We start from the raw sequence: 14,848 nt of genomic DNA on the forward strand, positions 1-14,848 counted from the left end.
CACTATGACTGTCATTGAAGCATTAAAAAAACGTCGAGCAATTCGTAATTACACGACACAACCAGTAGAGAAAGAAAAAATTGAGCAAATTTTACAGGCAGCAACCTATGCACCAAATGACCGGATGCGTGAGCCCTGGCATTTTTATGTCATTCAAGATGAAGCCATGAAGCGTTATGAAGAAATGGCAAGTGCTTATTTACAAGAACGCTTTCCCACGAAGCCAAATTTAGTGGAAAGTTCATTAAAGGTTGTACAAACAACCCCTGTAGCCATTGTGGTGACAGCTGACATAGTAGAAGGGGACACAGATGCGACAGAAGATAATGTCTTTGCTGTATGTAGTGCCATTATGTCTATGTGGTTGACAGCAGAGGAGCTAGGTCTTGGCTTTGTTTGGCGTACACGTGGTGTTGGCCTTGTACATGATCCTCGTATGCATACGTTTATTGGTGCAAGCGACGCTCAAAAAGTAGTTGGTACAATATTTATTGGCTACCCACAGGAGCAAGAACAAACCGACAAGAAACGAACACCGTTTGCAGAAAAGACAACATGGCTGTAAGGAGGCTATCAGCATGGCAAGAAAAGGCTTGTTTTTAGTATATACAGGTGAAGGTAAGGGCAAAACGACAGCATCTCTTGGCGTTACATTGCGTGCAGTTGGTCGAGGCTTAAATGTGCGTTATCTGCAGTTTATCAAATCCCCAGAACGTACTTATGGAGAGCAAATTGCCCTTCGTAAGCTAGGCGTAGAAATGGAACAAATGGGCATAGGTTTTACATGGACAAAAACACCTGAGGAGCATCGAGCTGCATTAGCCAAGGCTTGGAAAAAAACGAAGGCAGCTCTACAGGATGACAGCATTGATATATTGGTCCTAGATGAACTCAACAATGCCCTAGCGATCACCAAGTTTCCAATCGATGATGTCCTTCCCCTAGCAGAAGTCATCGAGGCAATCCAACACCGCCCTTCTACAATGCATTTGGTTGTCACAGGACGAAGTGCGAATCCAGCATTACTAGCAATGGCTGATTTAGTGTCAACCATTGAGGCGACAAAGCATTACTATGATGAAGGGATTCCAGCGGTGAAAGGGCTCGAATTTTAAAGCCCTTTACAATTGCTGGAGGAAATACACACGAAGCGAAAACGAATACATGCGTTCTGCCATAGAATAATTACGGAGGAGAGTGACTATGCCAGCAAAATCAATCATGATTCAAGGAACAGCTTCCGATGTTGGAAAAAGTATGATTTGTACTGCACTATGTCGTATATTTTCAGATGATGGACTGAAGGTAGTCCCATTTAAATCACAAAATATGGCTCTTAATTCATTTGTTACAAAGGATGGCGGTGAAATCGGCCGCGCGCAAGGGGTACAGGCAGAGGCGGCTCGTGTTGTTGCAACGACAGATATGAACCCTATCTTGCTGAAACCGAAGCAAGATATGATGTCAGAGGTTATCGTTCATGGTAAGCATTTTTTAAATATGGATGCCAAAAGCTACCGCAATAATTTTGTGCAAGAAGCGATGCCAATCGTAGAAAAATCAGTTCGCACGCTTCAACATACATATGATGTTATTGTCCTAGAGGGCGCTGGTAGCCCAGCAGAAATTAACTTAAAGGATCGCGATATTGCGAATATGCGAATGGCTCATTTAGCAGATGCAGCGGTAGTCCTCGTTGCTGATATTGATCGTGGCGGTGTCTTTGCCTCGATTGTTGGTACACTGGCATTGTTAGATGAGGAAGAACGAGCACGTGTTAAGGGATTAATTATCAATAAGTTTAGAGGCATGCGTGAATTACTGGATGATGGTTTGGCATGGGTGGAGCGCGAAACTGGTATTCCGGTACTTGGTGTGATTCCTTATGTCGATGTCAATATTGAAGCAGAGGATTCTCTTGCATTATCGTCACTACGTTTTAAAAAACCAAAGCCAGGCGAATTTGCTGTAGATGTAGCCATGATTCGTTTACCTCGTATTTCAAACTTCACCGATATTGATCCATTTTTCGATGAGCCTGAGGTGGGTGTACGTTTAATTGGTCATGTCAATGAATTAGGTACACCAGATTTACTCATTCTGCCAGGAACGAAAAGTACAATGGATGATTTAGCTTGGCTAAAAGCACAGGGCTTCGATCAAGCCATCACACATTTACGTGAGTACGGTACTAAAATTATTGGCATTTGTGGCGGTTTCCAAATGCTTGGTGAAACATTACTTGATCCAGAAGCAGTGGAGGGGAATGGTGAATCTGCAGATGGTCTTGGGCTATTACCGATGGAAACCATTTTTGTAGGCAATAAAAAAACGGTGCAAATGACAGGCGTAAGAGGGCAGGACACATTGACAGGCTATGAAATCCATCTAGGGCGTACAAAAATTTTACGTGGTGCGGTATCACCGTTTTTACTATTAGAGGATGGAAGAGAAGATGGTGCGGTTAGTCAAGATGAGCAAGTGATTGGCACATATTTCCACGGCTTGTTCCATAATCGTCCCTTTACCCGCCAACTCGTCAATGAAATACGAGTGAAAAAAGGGCTAGCAGCTTTACCAAGTGATGTGAAAAGTGACGCAGAACGAAGAGAAGATGCCTATAATATGTTAGCCGACCACGTTCGTGCAAATCTTGATATGAAAAAAATATATGAAATATTATCGTTAGAGGTATCTATATGACGAGAAAAGGACCGTTAGCCATTAACTATGAGGCATTATGGCAGGAAGGCATGAAGGACTGGCATGGCAATATGCCTGAACGAATGGTGAATGATCAGCTAGAGGAGCAATTTTGGGCCCAATCAGTGGCACGTAAAAAAGTGGGACAAACAGATCCTTATGCTGCATTGATTTTTCAGGAGCTTCAAAAAAAGATTGAACCTCAGCATTCTGTATTAGAAATTGGTCCTGGGTGGGGCAATTATACATTTCCATTAGCTGATAAAGTAAGGAAGCTCACATGTGTGGATAGCTCTGAAAGCATTTTGCATTACTTACAGCAGTGTATGCCGCAGGAGGAGCACGTTTCCTATATTCATGCAAAGTGGGAAAGTTTAGAGCATGATGAGATTGAACCACATGATATCGTCTTGGGCGTGAATTGTTTTTACCGAATGTATGAAATAAAAGCAGCTTTATATCACATGAATCGGCTGGCGAGAAAGCGTGCTATCATTGGGATGACGACAGGCCCCATTCAGCCGCACTATGAAAAGTTATATGAAAAGTATGGTTATGACATTAAATTTCCGCGCAGAGATTATATCGAGTTTTTGAATCTACTCTATGAAATGGATATTTACGCGGATTGTCAGATTATCCCTCTAGAACGTGTCTATGAATATGAAAGCTATGAGCAGCTTGTGACAACGCAGAGTAAAAAAATATTAACGACGAATTTTCAGCGAGCCCATGTAGAAGAATCACTGCTACCTTTTATCGAAGAAAAGGATGGACGTTATTATTATCGTCATGATTTCCATGCGGCGCTTGTTTCATGGCAACCAAAATAATCAAGAAACCTTTGGAGAAACTGTACACCAAAGGTTTTTCTTATGGGAATGGATAAGGTACAATAAAATGATATAAATAAGAAGTGAGGTGGCTTATGTTGCAGCTACATTTTCTAGGGACAGGCGCAGGCATGCCTTCAAAAGAACGAAATACAAGTGCTCTGATGGTAAAGCTATTAGACGAAGTGAGTGAAATGTGGCTATTTGACTGTGGGGAGGCGACACAGCATCAAATCCTTCATACGTCGTTAAAGCCACGGAAAGTGACGAAAATATTTATTACACATTTACATGGGGATCATATTTTTGGACTTCCAGGCTTTTTAAGCTCGCGTTCCTTTCAAGGTGGGGATGAGCCGCTAACGATCTTCGGACCATCTGGCTTACAACAGTGGATTGAACAAACATTGGCCCTATCAAAAACCCATTTAACATATCCTTTACGCTTTGTAGAAGTACAAGAAGGCATTATTTTTGAGGATGCTCATTTTACAATTCATGCTAAGGAATTACGCCATGTTGTACCTTGCTATGGGTATCGTATCGAACAAAAGGATTTACCAGGCGAATTATTAATCGACAAAGCACAGGCACTTGGTGTTCCAAAGGGACCTTTACTAGGCCAATTAAAAAATGGCCACGATATTGTACTTGAAAATGGTGATGTGGTACTTGCGAAAGACGTGGTGGCACCAGCCAAAAAGGGCTTTACATTGTCAGTCTTAGGCGACACGAAATATTGTGAAGAAGCAATCCAATTATCAATGGGCGCTGATATCATTGTCCATGAAGCAACTTTTGATGGTACAACAACAGATTTAGCAGCAAGCTACGGTCATGCAACAAATGTGGAGGCAGCAAAAGTCGCACAGCAAGCTGGAGCACACTATTTATTATTAAATCATTTAAGCGCACGTTTTCTTCCATATGACTTACCTCAATTTTTAGCTGAAGCACAGGGGATTTTTCCGAATACATTCCTAACAGCTGATCAAGCCGTATATACATGGCAACATAATAAATTATTTTGATATAGTTAATAAGTAAGAAACATCTATTAGAGGAGATTCTTCTAATAGATGTTTTTAGTTTATAGTCCTAAAGGTGTGTAGATAATTTTGTTTAAATATTACTGTTTAATCATGAGAATGACCCTTTTTTGCATGCCTCTACTAGTACAAAATAGTTAGATTTATCCTCCTTGCTTATCTATTTCAGAATTTTTACAAATTAATGACAATTTAAACTTCTTCAAAAATTATTATTTTATATTTAATAAATTGTTAATGAAATATATGGAAGTAATATTGTATGATGAAGTGGAAATAATCGTAATTTTTAGGGGGATCTCATCATGAGAAAGTCAATGAAATGGAAAATGCTTCTGGAGATTATGGGCATTGTGGTGTTCATTATAGCGGCATTTTCTATTTATGTTTATCAAGCTACATATAAAAGTGAAAAAAGCAATGGAGAAGCAATCGCCAACTCCATTGTCATGGGGTTGGAAGGAGCGATTCAATCTAGAGAAAAAGCAGAAGAAATTATGGAAAAAGAAATGATTGCCGAATCTGTAATGGCTTCTTACATCATTGACAAAGGTGCTACATATGAGGATTTAAAGGCCATTGCTGAGCGTGGTGGCATCGATGAGATTTGGAGTACAGATGATAAAGGGAATACAACGGTGACATCAGTAGCTCCAACTGTTGATTTTAACTTTGGCTCTGATCCAAACGGACAAGCTGCCGAATATATGCAACTTTTAGATGGAAGAGCGAAAGAAATTGTCCAAAAAGCACAAATTCGCGATGTCGATGATCAATTTTTCAAATTTGTCGGGGTAGGTAGCTGGAATCCAGCAACTCCACAAATTGTACAGGTGGCTCGCCATGGACAGCAGCTACTAGATTTAGAAGCAAGTATCGGCAGTGAATCTTATATCGATCAACTGAACAACTATTTATCCTCAACCGTATTATTCGCCGCTATTGTAGATGAAAAAGGCCAAGCCATTGCCGCTACAGCAAAACAAAATTTAGCGAATATTGGTTTTGAGCCAGCCCAATTTTCAGCACAAAAGTCGACTGAATTTTCAGGGCGCTACGATGGCACACGTGTCACGCAATATGTAAAGCCATTATCAAACGGTACATACTTAGCTATTATTGTATCCAATGCTATCCTCTCACAAATTTTGGTAGGCACAATTGTAGCTTCATTGATCGTTGTCTGTGTGATTTTCTTCACTACGGGCCTGTCTATTTCAAAGCAAGTATCGCGTATTTTAAGTGTGCGCAATTCCTTAGAGGAAATTAGTAAAGGAGAAGCCGATTTAACCAAGCGTATTCCAATCCATGCAAAGGATGAGATTGGCCAATTAGTGACATCATTTAATGGGATGATGGATAATTTCCAACAAATTATGTGTGAGATAAAGCAAGGGGCCAATCAAATAAAAGAAGCTACCTATACAATTCAAGAAAATGCTCATGAAACACTTGAATCAGCCGCAATTATCCAAGGAGAATCTAGTCAGGTAGCTCAGGCCTCCTTTGCACAACAGAATAATACGGCAGACAGTGCGCATTCAATGGAGGAATTGGCGCGCAGCATTCAATATATTTCGGAATCCATAGCAGAAATTTCTAGTATTTCACGTAATACTGAGGAAAACGCAGATAATGGATTACAAATTATGCAGTCCTTACAAAAGCAATTAGTGACTGTTCATGAGAAAACGAATTTTGCGGTGATTGGAACACAGGAGCTTGAAAAGCTATCTACAATGATCGGGGAATTTACCAATGTGATTACGGGAATTTCTGATCAAACGAATTTACTGGCATTAAATGCATCTATTGAAGCGGCGCGTGCTGGTGAAGCGGGGAAAGGCTTTGCCGTTGTAGCTGAAGAAGTTCGGAAATTAGCTGAAGATTCTAAGAGTGCGGCGGATAGAATCACCCAGGTGGTGATGAATGTCCAAAAGGAAACAGCCAATATTGTAGCAACCATCCAAGCAACAGCAGATGTCTTACATGCAGGACGTGCAATCGTACAAGAAGCACAGCAATCGTTTGAAGGAATTCATAATGATGTACAGGTGTTAGCAACACAAGTGGATTTAGTATCAAGCTCCACTGAGGAAATTGCTGCTAGTACAGAGGAAGTAACAGCTACCATGGAAGATGTTTCGCTCTTGGCTAAGCAGACATCGCAAAGTGTTGATGCCGTTGCTCAAAAGGCTAAACATCAAGCGGAAAATATGGAGAGCATGACCGCATTTATCGACCAATTAAATACAACAGCGGCAAACCTCCAACTATCAGCAGGCAAATATAAAGTATAAAAGGAAAAATATAGTACGATAAATCACTATATTCCCGTATAATTGAAAAAAGGGGTGTGGTTTAAATGAATCAACAAAAGATGCCGCCAGCATTATTACGATTAATCGTCATTTTTCCCAATGTGCTGAGCTATTTACTATTATTCGGTCTAATTATTTTTGTCATGACAAATTATGAAACATTAAAAGCAACCAATAATTTAACTGTGTGGATTATTTTTATTGTCGTATTAGCACCCGCTGCTGCCTACACGACTTTCAGCATCGTAAAGAAAATCCGAGCAGGGCATATGTAAGGATATTAACGACTTCCTATTCAACATTGTAGGAGGTCGTTTTACTTAAAGGAGAATAAAAAACATATAGAGAGAAAAACTATCGTAAACAGTGATGAAATGAAGAGGTGTGTATCATATGGATCCAACAAATTGTGATTTTTCACCAATGAAAGAAACTTTAAAAGATGAGCTTCTCGAAGTGATCATGTCCTTACAGCAGAGTGTGCAGGAAATGGATACAGATGCAAATTGTCTCCTCGGTAATTTTGAAAAAATTAAAGAGAAGTTTATGACAATTGAAATGAAAGCTGCAACGTTCTATTTAAATTGTTATCTTTCCCCGTTTACTGAAAAGTATCCAGAGCTATCACACAGTGTGCAAAATATGTCTTTGAGAAGGCATGGTGGTTTAATTGTTATTCAAAGACAGGATGCTTTAGAGAATTTAATTCAGCCTGGTATTCATATTGGTGCAGATTTAACCCATTCTTTATTAGAATCTATTTTCTTCCCTGGTAATCCACTTCACGATGGAGCGGTACTTGTCCATCAAAATCAAATTGAGTCAGCTGCCAATGTACTGCCATTGTCAGAGCGGTATACAGGGGAAAAGAAGTTAGGAACAAGACATCGTGCAGCGCTGGGATTGAGTGAGCAAAGTGATGCACTTGTAATGGTTGTATCAGAAGAAACGGGTAGAATTTCTTTTGCTCTTAAGGGCAATTTATATCCTGTTACAACACCTGGCATCATATAGGGGGTCTCCCTATGTTAAAAAAATATCTTGAATTCGAGATATTTTTCTTGCGGAAGTATCACTTGCGTGGTAAAGTGATAACTGAAGGGAGGGTGAAGTCATGAGAAATCATACACTAGGCACCTTAACGTGGATTCGGATGATGCGCTTTACAACGCAAAGTAATCAGTTATCGAATGAATTTTTAAAACGTTTCGACTTAACGACAGCACAATTTGATGTGTTAATCCAGATTAAAACATATGCCCCGATTACACAGTCTCAATTAGCAGAAAAAGTAACTGTAACACAAGGTGGCATGTCTCGCATGCTTGCCCGACTAGAAAAAGAGGGACTAATCGAGCGTAAACAAAATTGGAAGACGAAAACCATCTCATTGACATCAAAAGGGGAGCAAATGATTGATGCAGCAACACCTAGTCAACTTCACTTCCAGTCTTCGTTTTTTGAAGAAGTATTAACAGCTGAAGAAATTAAATCTTTATATATTGCGATGACAAAGCTTGAAAAACATAGTCGAGAAAAAAAATTGCCACCCGTGTAATTTTTTTTGTAAAATCACTTGCTTAGTCAAGTGAAAATAATGAGGAGGAACAATTAGGATGAACAAATTAAGCGGACACCATCATATATCAATGCTAACGAAAAATGGTAAACAGAATAATCACTTCTACACAACTATTTTAGGGTTACGACGTGTGAAAAAAACGGTGAATCAAGACTCACCTTCCATGTATCACTTATTTTATGGAGACTTAACAGGCGCAGCAGGTACAGAATTAACATTTTTTGAAATGCCTGTTGCAGGACGTACAGTGCGAGGGACGAATGCTATTACACGTATTGGCTTACTTGTACCTAGCTTCGAAAGCCTACTATATTGGAAAGAACGCTTTCAGCAGCTAGAGGTAGAACATAGCGATATCACTACTTATGCAGGCAAAGAGGCTTTATTTTTTGAAGATCATGAAGGTTTACGGATGGTATTGTTAAACCACCAAGGACAAGAAACGCCTGCTCAATGGCAACCATGGGATGGAAATGATATACCGCAGGAACATCGTATTTTAGGCATGGGGACTATTGAAATCACTGTGCGATATTTACCAAGAACGGTCAATTTATTACAAGATTTATTTCACTATACAGTTATTGCAGAAAAGGACAAAGAAACGGTCCTACAATCGATAGAAGGGGAAGTACTTGGCGAGATTGTTGTCAAAGAATTAGAAGGACCAAGCGAGAAACCTGGTAAAGGCAGTATTCACCATCTTGCGTTACGTGTTGCAACCGTTGAAGAATTACAGCAATGGGATACCAAAATTAAGGAGCTTGGATTGGATAGTACTGGTGTGGTTGATCGTTATTATTTCCAAAGTCTATATTTTAGAGATCGTAACGGTATTTTATTTGAAATGGCGACAGATGGGCCAGGGTTTACGGTAGATTCAGCAGTCGAAGAACTTGGCAAAGAGTTAGACCTCCCGCCATTTTTAGAAGAGAGACGTTCAGAAATTGAAGCTATTTTAGAACCGCTAGAATAAGGAGAGATAACACATGATGGAAAAATATCGTATTGATCAAGCACAAGGACTCGAATTCGGACTGTACTCTTTAGGTGATCATATCCCTAATCCACTAACAGGCGAGCGTATTTCTGCTCAACAACGACTAAAAGAGCTAGTCGAGGCAAGTCAATTAGCAGAGCAAGCTGGAATTGATGTATTTGGCATAGGTGAAAGTCATCAGTCTTATTTTACAACACAGGCACATACGGTCGTGTTAGGTGCTATCGCACAAGCAACTTCGACCATTAAATTGTCTAGCTCCGCAACCGTATTAAGTGTTTCAGACCCTGTACGAGTATATGAGGATTTTGCCACAATTGATTTATTATCAAATGGTCGTGCAGAAATTGTAGCGGGACGTGGTTCACGTGTAGGTGCCTATCACTTACTAGGTGTTGATTTACAAGATTATGAAGAAATCTTTGAGGAAAAATTAGAGCTTCTTATGAAAATCAATGACGAGGAGCTTGTGACTTGGGAAGGGCAATTTAGAGCACCTCTCCATCATGCACAAATTTTACCGCAGCCAAAAAACGGCTCGTTGCCAATATGGCGTGCGGTGGGTGGACCACCTGCCAGCGCCATTAAAGCAGGATATATGGGCATTCCGATGATGCTTACAACATTAGGTGGACCTGCTATCAACTTTAAACCATCAGTGGATGCCTATCGCGAAGCGGCAGAGCGCAAAGGCTTTGACCCAAATGAATTACCTATTGCCACAACAAGCTTGTTTTATGTAGCAGACACAACAAAAGAGGCATTACAGGGCATGTATCCACATTTAAACGGTGGTTTCCAAGCTATTCGTGGTGGGGGCTATCCAAAGCAACAATTTGCACAAGCGCCTGATACACGTGATGCTTTAATGGTGGGCAGTAAAGAGCAAATTATTGAAAAACTACTTTGTCAATACGAACTATATGGCATGCAACGCTTTATGGCACAAATCGATTTTGGTGGCGTACCCTTCGAAAAATTGATGAAAAATATTGAAATCATTGGTAATGATATAATTCCAGCGATAAAAAAACACACAGCAAAATAAGGAGTGGCTCATTATGAAAATTGTCGCACTTGCGGGTTCTATTGTCGGCTCAAAGACAAGAACAGCTACACAAAAGTTAGTCGAGATGTTACAAGAAAAATACCCACAGCATGAAGTAACATTACTAGATCTTGCTGACTATCAGCTAGTTTTTAGTGATGGACGTAATTACTTTGAATATGAAGGCGATACAAAATATGTGACGGAAACCATTATGGCTGCAGATGCAATCGTTATTGGGACGCCAACATTCCAAGCATCTATACCAGCTACATTAAAAAACATCTTTGACCTTTTACCTGTCAATGCCTTCCGCGATAAAGTCGTCAGTGTTATTGTTACAGCAGGTACATCCAAGCATTATTTAATGGTGGAACAGCAACTAAAGCCGATCCTTGCTTATATGAAAGCGCACATCGTACCGACCTATGTATTTATAGAAGAAAAGGATTTTTTACGTAAAGAAATTGTCAATGATGATGTCCTTTTTCGTTTAGAACGGTTAGCAGAGGATACCGTGATGGTTACAGAGGCTTTTGCAGAAATTCGAGCCAAAAAAGATGCTGAATATGATTTTTAAAGATTAATAGAAGAAACGCTGTGAAGTAGTCTGACACAGCGTTTCTTTTTGTGTCAAGGCTAGCTATAAGTTCGTGACAATCATGATAAAAATAAAACCCAAATCACTTTGAGTTTTTAATAAAGGTGGTTAAGGGTAAATAGAGGATAGAACTGGTTCTTCTGTAACTAACAAAGCCGTATACTGTCCATATGGAGAAATGGATATAGAAACTTCTAGTAGTTCCCAACGTTTTAAAATTAAAGAGTATGTGTAGGAAACTTGAGATTTGAATATTGTTAGGGGCGATATAGAATCCCTACTAAAGTAATTAGATAGTGTAGTATACTTCAATGCAAATGATAGGAGAGATGGAAATGGAAAACGATTGGGATAAAGCTATAGGTTCTCTTTCTAAAATAAACGTTTATTCAAATCCAAATAACGAGCCTGTTACCATAAGTGGTGAAGCTGATGATTTGAAATGTATAGGTGTTGGGACAGATGCGGCTGTTTTTCAAGCTCTTTGCGCCCCAGCGTATGCATTTAAAGTATATGCCAAAGACAAAGTGCACAAAGTAAAAGTTGAAGCAAATGTGTATCAAATACTTGGAGATTCACCTTTCTTTTCAACATGCTTTGCTTCACATGACGAATACCTTGTTTTAAGTTACGAAGAAGGAAAAACGCTTTTTGATTGCATTCTACAAGGTATTCATATTCCAAAACAGGTTATAAATGAAGTGGAGGATGCAAGAGAATATGTTCGGAAGAAGGGCCTTAACCCTCGTGATATTCATTTGAAAAATATTTTGCTACAGAATGGAAGGGCAAAAATAATTGATGTCTCTGAGTACACACTACAGGGTAATGATCATCGATGGGAGCATTTAAAAAAAGGATATGAGCAATACTATCATTTAATTGATGGAAATTCTGTGCCGTTTTGGTTAGTAGAAACAATACGAAAGTGGTATAACCAACGTGGAAAGAATACTTCATACGAAGAGTTTACAAAAAATATTTTAAAGTTTCTATTAAAAAATAATTGAACTTACGGGAGCTACCTTTTACGAGATGCTTTAATAGAAATAAAGAAAACAGACAACAAAATTTCATTGACTGTTTTAAAAACTACTTATTCGCCTATAATAGTGGGTTTATCGAATGAGACAATATCAATAATATGGTCTAAACAAACAATCTGATAATGGAATAGCTCCTTGTAGGAATAGATATCGAGAGCTATAGTTCCTTTACTTATAAAATCTAAATAAGTTGATTTTGTAAAAAGACGTACTGAGTTACCCAAGAAATCATCTTCTTGATTGACAAAATGAAATGATTCGTCAAAAACAGTATAGGCTACATATGAATCGAATTCTATATGTATGACCGGTAATGTCTTATCAATTTCAATAGGATAGACATCATTTATAGTATATTCCTCAAAACTTATATCCTCGCTTTCGGCGCTGACGGAAGCTCTAGAAATAGAAACTCTCAAAGAGTTTGTCCCTGGCTCTACTATATTATCTAAAAACAAATAACCTTTCCATTGCATTAAATCTTCATAGTTCATACAAATCACCCTTCCATATTATCACTTGAGATTATGGTCATTTTATAGTTAGAATTTCAAAATGTCAATTTTGAGATTGGTTGAATTAGAATAAAAATTTATTGTTTATCAATAATAAATGATTGACTTAGAATATATTTTGGATTTATGATTGTTACAGCGAGTTGTAGAAAGCTGCCGTGTAGGAATTAAACATAAAAATATTTAGGAGAGAAGAAAAAGTTATGAAAAAATATATTTTTGCATTAATGCCAATCATATTAGGCGTACTTAGCTTTTTAATCTTTATGGTGAAAGGGAGTAATGTAGCACCTGATGGTACATTAGAAGAACCATTCTTTCTTATTCCAATAGGATTTTTATTGTTATTTATTGGATTTATATGTGTAGTAGGGGTGGCGTTAAAATCGATTATTAAAAAGACTCAATACGTTAAATAATAGATAAAACAACCAGGTCATACATAAGAGACTTGGTTGTTTTTAATATTTACTTAATAAAAAGCACTACATTTGTGTGGGAGTTTTGTTTACACGATCTATGGAGTAGACTGATGATTTGATTGAACAACATAAATAGCTATTTTAGTTGACTGCAAAATTGTACTTGAAGGTTTTGCATGATAAGTTTGTAACTACCTTTTTTCAAAGCAGTCATCTTCGTTTAATGGTTGTACATTAATTTCATAAGAAAAACTTATGTTGATTGAGCTGAAAGATTAATAGTATTTTATGATAATCATTTTGCTTAACGCTACAGTTTTCATGAAGTTTATGGAATTGTGGTATGATTATTTTTAGAGAGTAGGGGGTCAATAAACATGGTATTTTCTCTTTTTAAAAAAAAGAAGGAACCACAGCAGCTAAAAAATAGAGTGGAGTTTTGTATCACTAATTTAGCACTTGGTGCGGCAGATGCGTATGATGTATTAGTAGAACGAGAAGATATTGAGATAGAGGAATCTGGTTGTACATCCCATTGTGAAATCTGTGAGCAAGGTATTTTTGCGATAGTAAATGGGGAAGTTGTGACAGCAGATAACGCGGAGACATTGGTACAGGCTATTGATGAAGAATTAAAACAAAATCCACTTTTCTAATGAAAAAACAGCTTGCTGGAGCACAAGCTGTTTTTTGATGGAAATGTAATTACCAACCACGAACGTATTGTACGGGAGGCTGCACGTCTTCTCCTAGCTCTTTAGCTGCATGTAGTGCCCAGTAAGGGTCTCGTAATAAAACACGCGCTAAGAATATTAAATCTGCACGATTATTTTGGAGTATCTCTTCGGCTTGAATGGCTGTGGTAATAAGACCAACTGCACCAGTAGGAATATCAGCCCCATGCTTAATCGCTTCTGCATGTGGTACCTGATAGCCTGGAAAGACATTGATGGCTGCTGGTACAACGCCCCCTGTTGACACATCAACTAAATCAACACCTTGAGATTTCATCCAGCGGCTAAAAACAATAAAGTCATCCATTGTTGTACCATCTTCCGCATAATCTTCCGCAGAGACACGTACCAATAAAGGACCATCCCATACACTGCGAACAGCATCGATGACTTGACGTAGAATGCGATATCGATTTTCCTGTGAGCCCCCATATTGATCTTGACGTTTATTCGTAGCAGGTGATAAAAACTCGCTAATTAAATAGCCATGTGCGCCATGAATTTCTAGTACATCAAAGCCAGCCTTTGCGGCACGAATAGCTGCTTGTTTAAATGCCTCGATGACATAGTGAATGTCCTCTTCTGTCATTTCTGTTGGTGTTTTATAGTCTGAACTAAAGGCAATAGCTGATGGAGCAAAAATTTCGCCATCTACTGTTGCTTTGCGACCAGCATGTGCAAGCTGGATGCCTGTTTTAGCGCCGTACGCTTTCATCCCCTCAACTAATTGACTTAATCCTTCAATATGTGCATCATCCCAAATCCCTAAATCCTTATTTGAGATACGACCTTCTGGCACAACACCAGTAGCTTCTAAAATGATTAAGCCTACTTGACCAGCTGCACGTGTTGCATAATGGACGAAATGAAAGGGTGTTACCATGCCATCGTCTTGTGCTGAGTACATGCACATAGGTGCCATCACAACACGGTTTTTTAAGGTGATAGATTGCAATGTATAGGGTTCGAATAATTTACTCAAAATAAAGCCTCC

At 38.8% G+C, this 14,848-nt stretch carries 17 protein-coding genes; 15 read left to right on the forward strand and 2 right to left on the reverse strand.

Annotation, left to right across the window (positions count from 1 at the left end; translation table 11 throughout):
* Nucleotides 1-4 precede the first annotated feature (4 nt).
* The 13 genes from B3D98_RS17035 (at nucleotide 5) to B3D98_RS17095 (ending at nucleotide 12,147) form a co-directional block, all read left to right on the forward strand.
* On the forward strand, nucleotides 5-565 hold the full coding sequence (locus B3D98_RS17035; RefSeq protein WP_048392353.1) for a nitroreductase family protein: 561 nt from the start codon (nucleotides 5-7) through the stop codon (nucleotides 563-565).
* A 13-nt stretch (nucleotides 566-578) separates the two neighbouring features.
* Nucleotides 579-1,115 (forward strand): cob(I)yrinic acid a,c-diamide adenosyltransferase, encoded by a 537-nt coding sequence (locus tag B3D98_RS17040; protein ID WP_288584567.1) that lies wholly within the window; start codon nucleotides 579-581, stop codon nucleotides 1,113-1,115.
* 88 nt (nucleotides 1,116-1,203) lie between these two features.
* Nucleotides 1,204-2,703, forward strand: coding sequence for a cobyric acid synthase (locus B3D98_RS17045; protein WP_066036245.1), 1,500 nt, complete (start codon nucleotides 1,204-1,206; stop codon nucleotides 2,701-2,703).
* Nucleotides 2,700-3,536, forward strand: coding sequence for a class I SAM-dependent methyltransferase (locus B3D98_RS17050; protein WP_048392356.1), 837 nt, complete (start codon nucleotides 2,700-2,702; stop codon nucleotides 3,534-3,536). Before B3D98_RS17045 ends, B3D98_RS17050 begins: the two co-directional genes overlap by 4 nt.
* Nucleotides 3,537-3,634: 98 nt before the next feature.
* Entirely contained in the window at nucleotides 3,635-4,567 is a 933-nt protein-coding gene (gene rnz / locus B3D98_RS17055; protein ID WP_054549205.1) for a ribonuclease Z, read from the forward strand.
* A 323-nt stretch (nucleotides 4,568-4,890) separates the two neighbouring features.
* On the forward strand, nucleotides 4,891-6,885 hold the full coding sequence (locus tag B3D98_RS17060) for a methyl-accepting chemotaxis protein (RefSeq protein ID WP_288584572.1): 1,995 nt from the start codon (nucleotides 4,891-4,893) through the stop codon (nucleotides 6,883-6,885).
* A gap of 65 nt (nucleotides 6,886-6,950) precedes the next feature.
* Nucleotides 6,951-7,181, forward strand: a complete 231-nt coding sequence (locus B3D98_RS17065) for a hypothetical protein (RefSeq protein ID WP_009370265.1) — start codon at nucleotides 6,951-6,953, stop codon at nucleotides 7,179-7,181.
* 118 nt (nucleotides 7,182-7,299) lie between these two features.
* Complete coding sequence (cdaS, locus tag B3D98_RS17070) at nucleotides 7,300-7,920, forward strand: sporulation-specific diadenylate cyclase CdaS (protein ID WP_054549207.1); 621 nt, start codon at nucleotides 7,300-7,302, stop codon at nucleotides 7,918-7,920.
* A 100-nt stretch (nucleotides 7,921-8,020) separates the two neighbouring features.
* Nucleotides 8,021-8,464 carry a MarR family winged helix-turn-helix transcriptional regulator gene (locus B3D98_RS17075; RefSeq protein ID WP_004231341.1) on the forward strand — a complete coding sequence of 148 codons (444 nt, stop codon included), beginning with the start codon at nucleotides 8,021-8,023 and terminating at the stop codon, nucleotides 8,462-8,464.
* 58 nt (nucleotides 8,465-8,522) lie between these two features.
* Nucleotides 8,523-9,464, forward strand: a complete 942-nt coding sequence (locus B3D98_RS17080) for a ring-cleaving dioxygenase (RefSeq protein WP_288584577.1) — start codon at nucleotides 8,523-8,525, stop codon at nucleotides 9,462-9,464.
* Between the two features lie 16 nt (nucleotides 9,465-9,480).
* Nucleotides 9,481-10,536 carry an LLM class flavin-dependent oxidoreductase gene (locus tag B3D98_RS17085; RefSeq protein WP_288585210.1) on the forward strand — a complete coding sequence of 352 codons (1,056 nt, stop codon included), beginning with the start codon at nucleotides 9,481-9,483 and terminating at the stop codon, nucleotides 10,534-10,536.
* A 13-nt stretch (nucleotides 10,537-10,549) separates the two neighbouring features.
* On the forward strand, nucleotides 10,550-11,116 hold the full coding sequence (locus B3D98_RS17090) for an NADPH-dependent FMN reductase (RefSeq protein WP_269898231.1): 567 nt from the start codon (nucleotides 10,550-10,552) through the stop codon (nucleotides 11,114-11,116).
* 356 nt (nucleotides 11,117-11,472) lie between these two features.
* Nucleotides 11,473-12,147, forward strand: coding sequence for a serine/threonine protein kinase (locus B3D98_RS17095; protein ID WP_269898232.1), 675 nt, complete (start codon nucleotides 11,473-11,475; stop codon nucleotides 12,145-12,147).
* Between the two features lie 86 nt (nucleotides 12,148-12,233).
* On the opposite strand, the gene B3D98_RS17100 is transcribed toward B3D98_RS17095, so the two are convergent.
* Nucleotides 12,234-12,677, reverse strand: coding sequence for a hypothetical protein (locus B3D98_RS17100; protein WP_115673350.1), 444 nt, complete (start codon nucleotides 12,675-12,677; stop codon nucleotides 12,234-12,236).
* Between the two features lie 224 nt (nucleotides 12,678-12,901).
* On the opposite strand from B3D98_RS17100, the gene B3D98_RS17105 reads away from it, so the two are divergent.
* A complete protein-coding gene (locus B3D98_RS17105; RefSeq protein ID WP_269898233.1) occupies nucleotides 12,902-13,117 on the forward strand; it encodes a DUF3955 domain-containing protein in 216 nt (71 codons plus the stop codon).
* Between the two features lie 380 nt (nucleotides 13,118-13,497).
* A complete protein-coding gene (locus B3D98_RS17110) occupies nucleotides 13,498-13,776 on the forward strand; it encodes a DUF1450 domain-containing protein (protein WP_288584584.1) in 279 nt (92 codons plus the stop codon).
* A 49-nt stretch (nucleotides 13,777-13,825) separates the two neighbouring features.
* Here the strand turns inward: B3D98_RS17110 and namA are convergent, their stop codons facing one another.
* Nucleotides 13,826-14,836 (reverse strand): NADPH dehydrogenase NamA, encoded by a 1,011-nt coding sequence (gene namA / locus B3D98_RS17115; RefSeq protein ID WP_048392367.1) that lies wholly within the window; start codon nucleotides 14,834-14,836, stop codon nucleotides 13,826-13,828.
* Between the last annotated feature and the right edge of the window lie 12 nt (nucleotides 14,837-14,848).

This window comes from Lysinibacillus sp. UBA5994, from assembly GCF_002429725.1.
Lineage (GTDB): Bacteria > Bacillota > Bacilli > Bacillales_A > Planococcaceae > Lysinibacillus > Lysinibacillus capsici.